This window comes from Pseudomonas sp. 1928-m (genome assembly GCF_029269135.1).
Classification (GTDB): Bacteria; Pseudomonadota; Gammaproteobacteria; order Pseudomonadales; family Pseudomonadaceae; genus Aquipseudomonas.
The window spans coordinates 141666-154366 of sequence record NZ_JARIXO010000002.1 but is presented as its reverse complement, the minus strand read 5'-3'; the positions used below and the strand labels follow the sequence as shown (position 1 = coordinate 154366).

Sequence of the window (12701 nt, the reverse complement as noted above, 5' to 3'; positions counted from 1 at the left end):
AGCGCCCCGGTTTATTAACGATGAAGCGACTGTAGGACGTTGCGTTGGGCCGATAAACCAGCAACTCTGGCTAACACTGTTTGTAGAATCCAAATAATCCAGCCGATATTGGGATAGGAAATGGACCGTTTCGATGCGATGCAGGCATTTGCTCGGGTGGTGGAGTCGGGCAGCTTTACCAAGGCGGCCGAAACCCTGCACATAAGCAAAACCAGCGTGACCCAGCTGGTGCAGCAACTGGAGGCGCGCTTGCGGGTCAAGCTGCTCAACCGCACCACGCGCAAGGTCAACCTCACGGCCGACGGCGCGCTCTATTACGAGCGCGTGTTAAGGCTGCTGGACGACCTGGCCGAGGCCGAGACCAGCCTGTCCGGCGCCTCGGCGGTACCCCACGGCCGACTGCGGGTGGATGTGCCCAGCCCGCTGGCCAGAATGATCCTTATGCCTGCCTTGCCGGCGTTTCATGCGCGCTACCCGGAGATCCAGATCGATATGGGCGTCAGCGACCGCATCGTCGATCTGATTGGCGAGAAGGTTGACTGCGTGGTGCGCGGCGGCGAGCTGACCGATCAATCGCTGATGGCGCGCCGGGTTGGCGATCTGCAGCTGGGCGTTTATGCAGCGCCCAGCTACCTGCAACGCCTCGGCACGCCTGAGCACCCGCGCGAGCTGGAAGATTCGCAGCACCATATCGTCGGCTTTCTCTGGGCACGCACCGGTAAAGCCCTGCCGTATGCCATGCACCGCGCCGGGGAGAGTATTCATATCCAGGGTCGCTACGTGCTGGCGGTCGACGATGGTAACGCCTACCTGGCGGCGGGGCTGGCTGGCATGGGGGTTCTGTGGCTGCCGGCCTATATGTCCGCCCCGTATGTGGCGCAGGGTGAGTTGCTGCCGCTATTTGAGGAATGGCGCCTCGATCCCATGCCGCTGTACGTGGCGTTTCCGCCGAACCGGCATATCAGCATCAAGCTGCGCGTGTTTATTGAATGGGTTGCCGAACTCATGGTGCAGCATGCGCCGATCATCCAGCGATAGAGGGGCCTGAGCGCAGCGGTGCGATAACTGACCCGCGGCCGCTACTGACCTTAAACGACTGGTCGTGTTGCCCTCACCGGCAATCTCCGCTCAATTGCTAAGCGCTGCCTGGTCTGTTTGCATAGCTACCCGCAGTTAGCATGCAGGCCAAGGAGACAGTCGATGAAAGTTATGGTGGTAGGCGCAAGCAAAGGCTTGGGTAGGGCACTGATTGAGGGCTTGGGGCAGCCTGGGGATCAGTTAATTGGTGTTTCTCGCTACCGCCCTGACAGCCTGGTAAACCAGGCCGGTGCTGAGCTGCGCTGGGTGGAGGCCAATCTTGGCGAGTCGCTAAAGGCTGCGCAGATTATCGAGCAGGCTGTGGCGGGGGAAGGGCTGGATACCCTGATCTACAACCTGGGCATCTGGGAAGAATTGGCCTTTGATCCGGCGTATGACTTTCTCGCCGACCAGGATAGCCAGCTGCAGGAAATCATCAGCTGTAACATCACCTCGACCATTGTGCTGATCAAACGGCTGCTGCCGCTGCTGCTCAACAGCGCTAACCCAAGAATCATCCTGACCGGTTCGACCTCCGGCTTGTCGCAAAGCGGGCGCCCAGAGGTTGCCTTCGGTGCCTCTAAATTCGCCCTGCGCGGTATCGCCGATGCCCTGCGCGAAGGCTACAGGCAGCAGCGCCTGGGCGTGACCTGTCTGAACCTGGGTTATCTGAATACCGAGGATGCCCTGGACACCCCGCGAGCGCTTGCCGAACAGCGCGGCGAAGGCCATTTGATTCCCGTGCACGATGTCGTGCAGATAGTGCGTATGACCTTGAGCCTGTCTTCCACCAGCTTCGTCAAGGAACTCACCTTGCCAGCAATACTGGATGAGCGCTTCTGAGTACTGGCGCTGAGCAAAAAGATGTAAAGCGCGCAGATGGCGAATGCGGGCATCTGGTTAAAGCCATATTGCCCGTGAGCTGCGTAGTGCTAGAGAACTGGGTCTTTACTCAACGGCAAACGGCAGCGTTCGACCTTCCACCAGCTGGGCAGTAGTTTGCGGATCGCCGGCTGGTTGAAACGGTCATCAATCAGATAAACCACGCCCTGATCCTGCACTGTGCGAATCACCCGGCCGGCGGCCTGCACCACCTTCTGCAAACCAGGGTAGAGGTAGGTGTAGCCGTAGCCGTTGTTGCTGCCGAACATCAGCTCCATGCGCTGTTTGATTTCTTCATTGACCGGGTTGATCTGCGGCAGGCCGAGGGTGGCGATAAAGGCACCGATCAGGCGGTCGCCAGGCAGGTCGATGCCCTCGCCAAAGGCCCCGCCCAAGACGGCAAAACCAATGCCGCGACCAGTGCTGGAGAACCGGTCGAGAAAGGCCTGGCGTTCGCTTTCATCCATTTGCCGTGACTGCTGCCAAACGGGGATTTGCGGGTGCGCCATCTGCAGCTCTTGTAGCACCGCCTGCAAGTAGGTGTAACTGCTGAAGAAGGCCAGGTAGTTGCCTGGTTTTTCCGCGTACTGGCGGGCAATCAGCGCGGCGATGGGCGCCAGCGAGTAGTCGCGATGGGCGTAGCGGGTGGACAGGTTGCTGACGGCCTGAACGTGCAGCTGCTCGGCGCTAAAGGGCGACTCCACATCGATCCAGGGTGTTTCTTCCGGCAGGCCGAGCAGGTCGGCGTAATAGTTCGCCGGGCTCAGGGTGGCGGAGAACAGCGTGCAGCTGTGCGCCTCGTCGAAGCGCGGGGCAAGAAACGGCGCAGGCACGATATTACGGATGCACAGGGTGGACACCGATTGGCCACTGCCCTCGTCGCGGCTGATATCGAACAGCGAGTGCGCGCCAAAGGCCTCGGCCAGGCGGCAGAACAGCATGGCATCGAGGTAGAAGTGCAGCAGCTCGCTGGCATTGCCAGCCGGTTGCTCACTCAGGTGATCGGTGAGGGTGCTGACGGCCTTTTGCAGCGCCATGACGAACAGGTCCGGGGCGGTGGGATACACCTGATACGCCACGTCCTGGTCGCGCTCCAGCTGCCGCCAGTGCCGGCTGATGCGTTCCAGCGGGGCTTTCATCACGCTCGGCGCGATGCGCCTTACCGCTTCAAAGCGCTGCTGATTGAGCTCGGCGGTGTACATGCCGCGCGCCCGCTCGATCAGATTGTGGGCTTCGTCCACCAGCAGGGTGATGCGCCATTCATTGAGCAGGGTGAGGCCATACAGCAGGCCGCCCATGTCGAAGTAGTAGTTGTAATCGCAGACCACCACATCGGCCCATCGGCACAGCTCCTGGCTCAGGTAGTAAGGACAGATATGATGCGCCAGGGCGGTTGCCCGCACGCTCTCGTGACTCAGCCACTGGCCTTCGAGTGCGGCCTGGCGGGCGGCAGGCAAACGGTCATAAAAGCCTTTGGCTAACGGGCAAGAATCGCCATGGCAGGCTTTATCGGGGTGCTCGCAGGCTTTATCGCGTGCCACATGCTCCAGCACCCGCAGCGGCATCGCTTCTTCCTGGCTGCGCAGGGTGGCCAATGCATCCAGCGCCAGGCGCCTGCCGGGTGTTTTTGCAGTAAGAAAAAACAACCGATCCAGCTGCTGCTCGGGGAAAGCCTTGAGCTGCGGGAACAGGGTGCCGAGGGTTTTGCCAATGCCGGTGGTGGCCTGTGCCATCAGGCAATGACCGTCACGGGCGGCGCGGTAGACCTGGTTGGCCAGCTGGCGTTGGCCGCTGCGAAACTCGGCATGGGGAAAGCGCAGCCGCCCCAGGGCTTCATCACGTTGGCGGCGATGCTCGCGCTCGTACTCGGCCCAGCGGATATAGCGGCTGCAGTGCATCTCGAAAAACTCACGCAGTTCGTCCGCGCTGGCCGTCAGGTGGAAGGCGGTTTCGTGCTGGGTGATGACATTGAAATAGACCACTGCCAGATTGATCTCTGGCATGTCGCGCTCACTGCAGAGCAGCCAGCCATAGACCTTGGCCTGGGCCCAGTGCAGCAGGCGATGGTTTTCCGGGATACGGCTGATATCACCTCTGTGAGTCTTGATCTCCTCCAGCAGGTTTTCATCCGGGTCGTAACCGTCCGCCCGGCCGCGTACCTGCAAGCCCTGGTATGCGCCACTCAATGGCAATTCGGCGTAGTAGCTGGGGCCACGTCTGGCCACCACGATGGCGTGACCGGTCATGCCTTCCTGGGCAGTGGGCGAGGGGGTAAAGCGCAAGTCGAGGTCGCCGACCTTGGCGGTAAATTCGCACAGCGCGCGCACGGCGACCTGATAATTCACGCGTCGGCCCACTGCACGTAACACACATCCACCGGCATGCCGTGCTCAGCGCAGAAGGCCAGCCAGCGCCGCTGGTTGTCCTGCAGGCGGTCGCCCGGGCCTTTGACTTCAATCATTCGGTAGCGCTGCTCGGCCGGCCAGAACTGGATCAGGTCGGGCATGCCGGCGCGGTTGGCCTTGATGTCCAGCAGCAGGCGTTTGAACCAGGCGCGCAAGTGCGCGGCGGGCAGGCAGTCAAGCGCTTGCTCCAGCAAGGTTTCGTCCAGCGCCGCCCAGAATACAAAGGGTGACTGGATGCCAAATTTGGCCGCGTAGTTGTCGCGGATCACCTGCTTGTAGGCATCCGAGTCGATATGCGCCATGCAGCTGGCAAACAACGCTTCGCGCTGGGTATGGAAGTCGGCACTGAATAGATCAACCGGAGCGGTGTGAAACGGATGGAAAAATGCCCCTGGCACCGGCGCGAAGATGGCCGGCCAGCAGAGCAGGCCGAACAGGCTGCAGATCAGGCTGTTCTCGACGTAGTGCACCGGCGCGTCGGGCTGATGCAGATGAGCTTTGACGGCGAACTCGACGCTTTGCGCCTCAGGCCTTGGCAGGCTCAGATCAATCCGTGTGGGCGGAATTGGTCTGGCCTTGCCGGGCAGCGCTTGCCCAAGCTGGCGCGCCAGCCGAGTCAAGGCCCGCTCCACTGCCTGGATTTCAGCATCATTCTCCGGTGCCTGGATGGCCTGCTGCGTCAGCTCATAGGCTTGTTCGGGGCGGCCCAGGCGCTCCAGTACGCGGATCTGCCGCAGGCGAGCGCCGACATAACGGCAGTCGGTGTAGAACGCCAGCGCACCTTCCAGATCCGCTTCACGCTCCAGCTGCTGGCCCATGCGGAATAACAGCTTGTTACGCCGCGCGGCCAGGAAGGGGGTGTCGCAGACCAGTGCGCTGATCTGCTGCAGCACATCTGCAAGCGGCTCGCCAGCCTCGAACTGCTCGCGGCTGCGTTGTAAATGCAGATAGCAGTCCACATCCGCACGGTGGCGAAAGGCTCGCGAGTCGGGCGTCAACTCCACGCGCTCATAGCGAAAGATACCGAGCTCGGCGAGAACGAATTCGGACCAGTCCTGGCGCAGATTGCCGAAGAACATCAGGCGCAGACGCTCGCACAGGGCATCAATAGTCAGGGAGACAATCTGCTCCTCACTGCCCGGGCACCAGGCGGCAAAGGCGCGTGGCTCGGCATAAGTTTCGGTCAGTTGCGCCAACAGCTCGGATTTGTTCTGCGACTTCCGTGAGCCGTGGCCAGCCAGATGCTGGAGCACTTCATCCTTGCGCAGCAGCTTGAACAGTTCCTCCAGGGAGAGTTCTGCGTCATGCCGCACCCAGCCCGCCTCAAGCAGCGGCGTTGCCGCCAGGCGCGCACAACCGATTTCCTCATAGCTCAACTTGCTCAGACGAAAGTGACTGCCCTTGCGCATTATCATCCGCACCAGCAGGGCTTGGGCGGGGGTGTCCATGGCGAAGAACTGCCGCACGAAGGCATGCTCGGCCTCGCTCAACAGATCGGCATAGCGCTCCTGCAGCCAGGTCAGGGCTTGGCGAAAGTTCGACAGGTAGTAGAAGCGCGGATCAGATTGCAGCTGCATGGGTGTGCCGGTTGCGGTTGGCATACAGATACCTGCGTCTAAAAACAACAGGCGCGAAGGTGGGCGCTTAAAGCACCGAACTTACAGAATTTCAGGCACAAAAAAAGACGTCCGTGGACGTCTTTAGATGTTTATTTGGTGGAGCCGGGGGGATTTGAACCCCCGTCCGCCAGTTCTCCACTTTCGGTACTACATGCTTAGCCGTGTCTATTGAGTTAATCCGCAGCCGCCCGACGGGCAGGGTGCTTTGGACGAGTTGTGTAAGTTTTAGCCGCTTTGTCCACAACGTACTACGCGGCGATCCTGTTCTGCATGACAATCACTTCAGGTTTACAGGCATCCCCTAGTGATCGCTGGAGCCGAAGCTACCAGAAGGACTAGTCGCGCCGCTTACGCAGCGAGAGCGTAGCCCTCGTAGTTTTCGTCATTGGCAACTATAGAAAGTTGCAACAGTGGATTTACGACTTCTGTTACCAAGTCGGCATGCACCTAGAGCTTCGCTACCGGCGTCGAATCCTAATCGGCCCCGAAACTTTTGTTGCTGGTACTGGGACGCGAGTTTACGCCAAAGGTTCCACAGCGTCGACCCGGCAATTGCCTGGCGGACGCTAATGGGGCTTGCCGGCTATGATTGCATCCTGCACATTCGCTATGTCTTTTGGATGAGACCCTCGTATGCCGCGCGCGTCGCGTTACCCTTTGCGTCAGTGGATCTGGCGCGCTTTTGTGCAGAGTGCCCTGATTCCGCTGATTCTGGTCGAGTCGGTGTTGATCACGGTGTATCTGCTGAGCAACGCGGCGATTCGCGATGCGCAGATCGAGCATTTGCAGCAGAGCGCGCTGGATGATCTGTCTGCGGCGGTGGCGCGTGAAGGCCAGGTGATTGATGGCCGCCTGCGTTCGGTGGAGGCGCAGGTACAGATCTTTCGTGATGCGGCGCTCAATGCTCTGGATAACCGAAGGTTTGAGCCCGATGCGCTGGAGCGCCAGCGCCATGCGCTGACTGAAAACGGCGTGTTCTACAGCCGCAGTGATGATGGCCGCGCGGCGTCCTTTTATGCCAACAGCACGCCGCTGGCCCAGCAGGACCACGCCAAGGCTCTGCGTTTGTCGCAGCTCGACCCGTTGATGCGTTCGATCCAGGCGGCTAACCCGCGTGTAGCAGCGGCCTATTTCAATACCTGGGACAGTTACAACCGCATCTACCCCTTCTTTATGACGCCCGAGCAGTATCCCCATGACATGGTGATACCCGATTACAACTTCTATTACCTGGCGGACGCCAAGCACAACCCCGAGCGCAAGGTGGCCTGGACCGATGTTTACCTCGACCCGGCAGGCATGGGCTGGATGATGTCGGCTGTGGCGCCGGTGTATCGCGGTGATTTCCTCGAAGGTGTGGTGGGGCTGGATATCACGGTCGGGCAGATGCTCGGTGAGATTGGCGAGCTGGATGTGCCCTGGCAGGGCTATGCGATGCTGGTCAGCCGCGACCACAACATCATGGCCCTGCCGAGTGCCGGTGAAGAGGATTTCGGCCTGCGCGAGCTGACTGAATACTCCTATGCCGAGGCGGTGCGCCGCGAGGTGCTCAAGCCCGAGGATTTCAACTTGGCCAAGCGCGCCGAGATGCAGCCGTTGTTGCAGGCCATGGCAGCGGGGCAGGGCAATGTGCAGGAGGTTGATCTTGGCGGGCGTAAGCAACTGATCGCCTGGAGCGAGATCCCGCAGACCGGCTGGCAACTGCTGCTGGTGGTGGATGAAGAGCATATCTTCAGCGAGACCAACCGCCTGGCTGAGCGCTACCTGCATATCGGCTATCTGTTGATAGTCGGTCTGGTGCTGTTCTACCTGCTGTTCTTTGCCTTGATGTGGGCGCGCTCGCGGCGCCTGAGCGAGCAACTGGTGCAGCCAATTGATGGGGTTGTCGGGATGATGCGCGAGCTGGGCCAGGGCAACTATCAGCCTACTGCACCGAGCAGCCAGATCCGTGAACTGGTGAGCATGGCGGAGGCGGTGCAGCAGACCGGCGAGCAGTTGCAGGCCAGTGAAGTGCAGCGGGTGGAGGCGCAGCGGATTCTCCAGTTGGTGCTGGAAAGCACCACGGAAAGCCTCTGGGAGGTCGAGGCTGAGACGATGAGCATCACCCTCAGCGAGCGCTTCCTCAGGCGCTTCGGCCTTACCCACTCGAACATGAGCTTCAGTGAATTTAACCAGCACGTGCACCCCAATGACCTGGAGCGCATTCGTCATCTGCGTCAGCTGTTCGCCAGCAGTGGCGAGGATCGTTTCGAGGCGGAATATCGCTACGCCGATGCGTTGGGCGAGTACGTCTGGTTACTCAGTCGCGGCAAGGTGCTGGAGCGCGATAGCGAGGGCCGAGCCCTGCGCGTGGCGGGTACCCATGTAGATATCACCCGGCTCAAACAGGTGCAGGAAGACCTGCGTCGTGCCAGCCTGGACGCCCAGGCTGCCAGCCAGGCCAAGAGCCGCTTTCTGTCGAGCATGAGCCACGAGCTGCGCACGCCGCTTAATGCGATTTACGGCTTTGGCCAGTTGATCGAGATGGAGGCGCAGGACAAGCCCGAGGCTAAGCTGGAAGCCGATTACGCCCGTGAGATCGTCAATGCCAGCCGTCACCTGACCTCACTGGTTGACGACATCCTCGATCTTTCGAGCATCGAGAGCCGCCGCCAGCAGCTCAAATTGCAGCCCGTGGAAGTCGGCGCACTGCTGCACGGCTGCGCCGAGCTGGTGCAGCCAGAAGTGCAGCAACGTCAGCTGCAGTTGCGGGTGCTGGCCGAAACCGATGCGGGCCTGTATGTGCAGGCGGATATGCGCCGGGTGCGCCAGGTGGTGCTTAATCTGCTGTCCAACGCGATCAAGTACAACAGCCCGCAGGGCCTGATCCACATGGGCTATGAGGTGCGTTCCAACTGTGTGCGGCTGTGGGTCKAAGACAATGGTGCCGGGCTGACGGCCGAGCAGCAGGCCAATCTGTTCCAGCCGTTCCAGCGGCTGGGGCGAGAGAACTCCAGCATTCCCGGCACGGGTATTGGCCTGGTGCTGTGCCGTGAGCTGGCTACTTTGATGGCTGGCGAAATAGGTTTTAGCAGCAGCGCCGGTACGGGCAGCCGTTTCTGGATCGACCTGCCCGGTGCGGCGGCACCGGCAGCACCGGCAGTTGCCGATGTGGAGTCTATGTCGGCGCAGCCCAAGCAACTGGCCGAGGTGCTGTGTGTGGAGGATCACCCGGCCTGCCTCAAGGTGGTTCAGGAAGCCTTGCGTGAATTTGCCGACGTGCGTGGCGCCTGCTCGGTACAGCGCGCGCTGGCTGAGCTGGAGCACTGTACGCCGACCCTGTTGTTGCTTGATCTGGATCTGCCCGATGGCGACGGCATGCAGGTGCTGGATGCCATGCGCCTCAACCCGCGTTTGCAGGCGGTGCCGGTGTTGGTGATCAGTGCGGCGGCAGATGAGACGGTGTTTGCCGAAGCACGCCAGCGCGGCGCCCAGGCTTGTCTGGCCAAGCCGATTGACCTGGCTCAGGTGCGCCGCGTGGCGCTTAGTCTGCTGGGGCAGGCGTTTTAAACAGAACCGTTGCCGTTCCGTCGCCTGCTCGGGTTATTCGCTGGCTTCGAGCAATTGCAGGGCCTCACCCAGCACTTTGACTGACTCGCCGTGATTACCGGCCTTGTGCAGGGCTTCGCCTTCGGCGCGCAGTTGTTGCACTTGCGCGAGTACCGTGGCATCGCTCGGAGGGTCGGCTTTCAGCAGGCCATCGATCTTGGCCATATCGGCTGGGCAGTGCATGGCCCAGAGTGACGTGCTGAGGAGTGCGGTTGCAAGGAAAGTGGCAAGACGGTGCATGGCGTGGCTCCAGCGATGTAGGTAGGGCTTTCAGTATAGAAAGCCCTCACTCAGTGGCTGGGCCGTTGGTCACTCAAGGCTTGGCGCTGCTGACCCTATCCAGCAGATACACCAGCCCGTGGTAATCAATGCCGCCGTGTTGGCTCAGGCCGATTTCGCAGGTGCGGCTGGTGCTGATGCCTTCCTCGCAATATTGTACGGCGGACTTCAGGCTGCGCAGTGCGTGGCTGTTCAGCTCCGGGGTGGTAAAGCCCTTGTCGCCGGCAAAGCCGCAGCAGTGGATGCCTTCGGGGATGACCACCTCCGAGGTGCAGCGCCTAACGATATCGATCAGCCCCTGCGCCTCGCCCAGATGCTGGGTGCTGCAGGTGACATGCACGGCCACGGGTTTGTCCTGTGGGGTGATGTGCAGGCGGTCGAGCAACTGCTCGCGGATAAATTTCACCGGGTCATGCAGCTTCAGTCGGGTGTCCAGGCCATCCTGCATCAGCCGCAGGGTGCAGGGGCTGGTGTCGCAGTAGATCGGGTCGAGGCCGCCACGGCTGGCTTTGAGCAGCGCGTCGATCAGCTCCTGCTTCTTGCGTTCGGCCTGCTCGCTGTAGCCCTTGGAGGCAAAGGGCTGGCCGCAGCAGAGGTTGTCCAGATCAGCTGGGAACACCACCTGAAAACCGCCTTTCTCCAGCAGTGCGCGGGTTTTGTCGAGCAGTGGTAGCTGTTCGCTATCGCCGGCCGCCGGACCCATGGCGCGCGATACACAAGCCGCCAGGTAGACCACCCGTGGCCGCGCATCGTCATTGGCTTTTGGCAGTTGCAAGCGCTGCAGCGGTTGCGGCATCGCTGGCGTCCACTGCGGCAGTTTGCCTTGACTGGCCTTGCTCAGCGCCGCCGAGGTACGGCTAAGCAGCGGCGCGCCCATCAGCATGCGGGCGCCATTGGCCACGTGCAGCATCACGCGCGCGCCCTGCATGGCGCGGTGGAAGTTATCCGCCAGCCAGTCGGCGCTGCGCGGGCTATTGGCGTCGCGGGCGCGCAACTGGCGCACCAGGTCGCCGGTGTTGATGCCCACCGGGCAGCGCTGGGCGCACAAACCAGTAGCGGCGCAGGTGTCGATGCCCTGGTATTGATAGGCCGCTTCCAACTCACGGGTGTCGATGCCGGCGCGCTTTTTCGCCTGAATATCACGCCAGATCACGATGCGCTGGCGCGGGCTCAGGGTCAGTCCTTTGGACGGGCATACTGGCTCGCAAAAGCCGCACTCGATGCACTTGTCGACTATCTCGTCGGCGGCCGGCAGCGGCTTAAGGTTTTTCAGGTGGATGTCGCGATCCTCGGAGAGGATCACATCCGGGTTGAGAATGCCCTGGGGGTCGAGCAGGCGTTTGATTTGCCACATCAGCTGGTAGGCGTCCGCCCCCCATTCCAGCTCGACGAAGGGCGCCATATTGCGCCCGGTGCCGTGTTCGGCTTTTAGCGAGCCGCCAAACTCCACCGCCACCAGTTGCGCCACTTCATTCATAAAGGCCGAATAGCGGGCGATCTGCTCGGGCGTTTCGAAGGCCTGGGTAAATACAAAGTGCAGGTTGCCTTCCAGGGCGTGGCCGAAAATGATCGCTTCGTCGTAACCGTGTTTGTCGAACAGCGCGAGCAGGCGGTTGACGCCCTCGGCGAGCTGTTCGATAGGGAAGGTTACGTCCTCGATAATCACTGTGGTGCCGGTCTGGCGCACCGCGCCGACGGCGGGGAAGGTGTCCTTGCGGATCTTCCACAGCAGGTTGTAGACGGTCGGGTCTTCGCTGAAATCCACCTGCTTTTCCAGGGGGAAGTCGGCGATAGCGGCCATGATGAGTTGCAGCTGCTCATGCAGCAGGCTCTGGCTGGCCGCGCGGGACTCGATCAGCAGCGCGCAGGCGCTATCCGACAAACCTTTAACCCATTCCGGCATGCCGGGTTTGTCCTGTACCGAACGCAGGCTGCGGCGGTCGAGCAGTTCCACGGCGGATACCGGCTGCTGCTTGAGCACGGTGACGGCGCGGCAGCAGCTCTCCACATCGGGGAACACCAGCAAGGCGCTGGCCTTGTGCGGGTGGTCGGGCACGGTGTTGTAGGTCACCGCGCTGATAAAACCCAGGGTGCCCTCGGAGCCGACCAATAGGTGGCTGAGGATATCCAGCGGCTGGTCGAAATCCACCAGCGCGTTAAGCGACAGGCCGGTGGTGTTTTTCAGGCGGTATTTATGGCGGATCTTCGCCGCTAGGGCGCTATTGGCGCGGGTCTGTTTGCCCAGCTCGTTTAGCTGTGCCAGCAGGTCGGCATGGGTGGCGAAAAATCGCGTAACGCTATGCGGGTCTTCGGTATCCAGCACCGTGCCGTCGGCCAGCACCAGGCGGATGCCGGCCAGGGTGTGGTAGCTGTTTTGCGCCGTGCCGCAGCACATGCCGCTGGCGTTGTTGGCGACGATGCCGCCGATTTTGCAGGCGTTGATCGACGCCGGGTCAGGGCCGATCTTGCGCTGGAAGGGCGCCAGCACGGCATTTGCCTGGGCGCCGATCACGCCCGGTTGCAGGCGGATCTGGCTGCCCTGGCCACGGATTTCCCGGCCGTTCCAGTTATCGCCCAACACGATCAGCACCGAATCGCTGATGGCTTGCCCGGACAGGCTGGTGCCGGCGGCGCGGAAGGTCACCGGCACTTGATGTTTGCTGGCCAGCTTAAGCAGGTCGACCACTTCCAGCTCCGCTTCGACGCGCACTACCAGCTTGGGGATCAGCCGGTAGAAGCTGGCATCGGTGCCAAAGGCCAGGGTCGACAGCGGGTCGTCGAAGCGCCGATCCGCAGGGATCAGGCGCTCGACGGCGGTGAGAAAGGCGGCAGGCAGGCTCATGCAGGCTCC

Annotated in this window: 7 protein-coding genes and 1 other RNA gene; 3 read left to right on the top strand and 5 right to left on the bottom strand. The window is 61.5% G+C overall.

Features of this window, described 5'->3' with window-relative positions; translation table 11 throughout:
• Nucleotides 1-120: 120 nt before the first annotated feature.
• Nucleotides 121-1038, top strand: a complete 918-nt coding sequence (locus P3C18_RS10220; RefSeq protein ID WP_275961750.1) for a LysR family transcriptional regulator — start codon at nucleotides 121-123, stop codon at nucleotides 1036-1038.
• Between the two features lie 162 nt (nucleotides 1039-1200).
• Nucleotides 1201-1920: an SDR family oxidoreductase gene (locus tag P3C18_RS10215; RefSeq protein WP_275961749.1), complete on the top strand. Its 720-nt coding sequence runs from the start codon at nucleotides 1201-1203 to the stop codon at nucleotides 1918-1920.
• A gap of 89 nt (nucleotides 1921-2009) precedes the next feature.
• Here P3C18_RS10215 and P3C18_RS10210 read toward each other — a convergent pair whose 3' ends face one another.
• From P3C18_RS10210 to ssrA, 3 genes are all read right to left on the bottom strand, one after another.
• Complete coding sequence (locus P3C18_RS10210; protein WP_275961748.1) at nucleotides 2010-4304, bottom strand: ATP-dependent DNA helicase; 2295 nt, start codon at nucleotides 4302-4304, stop codon at nucleotides 2010-2012.
• Nucleotides 4301-5965, bottom strand: coding sequence for a VRR-NUC domain-containing protein (locus P3C18_RS10205; protein ID WP_275961747.1), 1665 nt, complete (start codon nucleotides 5963-5965; stop codon nucleotides 4301-4303). Before P3C18_RS10205 ends, P3C18_RS10210 begins: the two co-directional genes overlap by 4 nt.
• 112 nt (nucleotides 5966-6077) lie before the next feature.
• Nucleotides 6078-6469, bottom strand: a transfer-messenger RNA (tmRNA) gene (gene ssrA / locus P3C18_RS10200).
• 147 nt (nucleotides 6470-6616) lie between these two features.
• On the opposite strand from ssrA, the gene P3C18_RS10195 reads away from it, so the two are divergent.
• Nucleotides 6617-9532, top strand: a complete 2916-nt coding sequence (locus P3C18_RS10195) for an ATP-binding protein (RefSeq protein WP_275961746.1) — start codon at nucleotides 6617-6619, stop codon at nucleotides 9530-9532.
• 33 nt (nucleotides 9533-9565) lie between these two features.
• On the opposite strand, the gene P3C18_RS10190 is transcribed toward P3C18_RS10195, so the two are convergent.
• Nucleotides 9566-9811 carry a hypothetical protein gene (locus P3C18_RS10190; RefSeq protein ID WP_275961745.1) on the bottom strand — a complete coding sequence of 82 codons (246 nt, stop codon included), beginning with the start codon at nucleotides 9809-9811 and terminating at the stop codon, nucleotides 9566-9568.
• A 73-nt stretch (nucleotides 9812-9884) separates the two neighbouring features.
• Nucleotides 9885-12692: an FAD-binding and (Fe-S)-binding domain-containing protein gene (locus tag P3C18_RS10185; protein ID WP_275961744.1), complete on the bottom strand. Its 2808-nt coding sequence runs from the start codon at nucleotides 12690-12692 to the stop codon at nucleotides 9885-9887.
• Nucleotides 12693-12701 lie beyond the last annotated feature (9 nt).

Coding starts and splice junctions, on each gene's coding strand:
- P3C18_RS10220 (WP_275961750.1), top strand. CDS start 121: ATGGACCGTTTCGATGCGATGCAGGCATTTGCTCGGGTGGTGGAGTCG.
- P3C18_RS10215 (WP_275961749.1), top strand. CDS start 1,201: ATGAAAGTTATGGTGGTAGGCGCAAGCAAAGGCTTGGGTAGGGCACTG.
- P3C18_RS10205 (WP_275961747.1), bottom strand. CDS start 5,965: ATGCCAACCGCAACCGGCACACCCATGCAGCTGCAATCTGATCCGCGC.
- P3C18_RS10190 (WP_275961745.1), bottom strand. CDS start 9,811: ATGCACCGTCTTGCCACTTTCCTTGCAACCGCACTCCTCAGCACGTCA.
- P3C18_RS10185 (WP_275961744.1), bottom strand. CDS start 12,692: ATGAGCCTGCCTGCCGCCTTTCTCACCGCCGTCGAGCGCCTGATCCCT.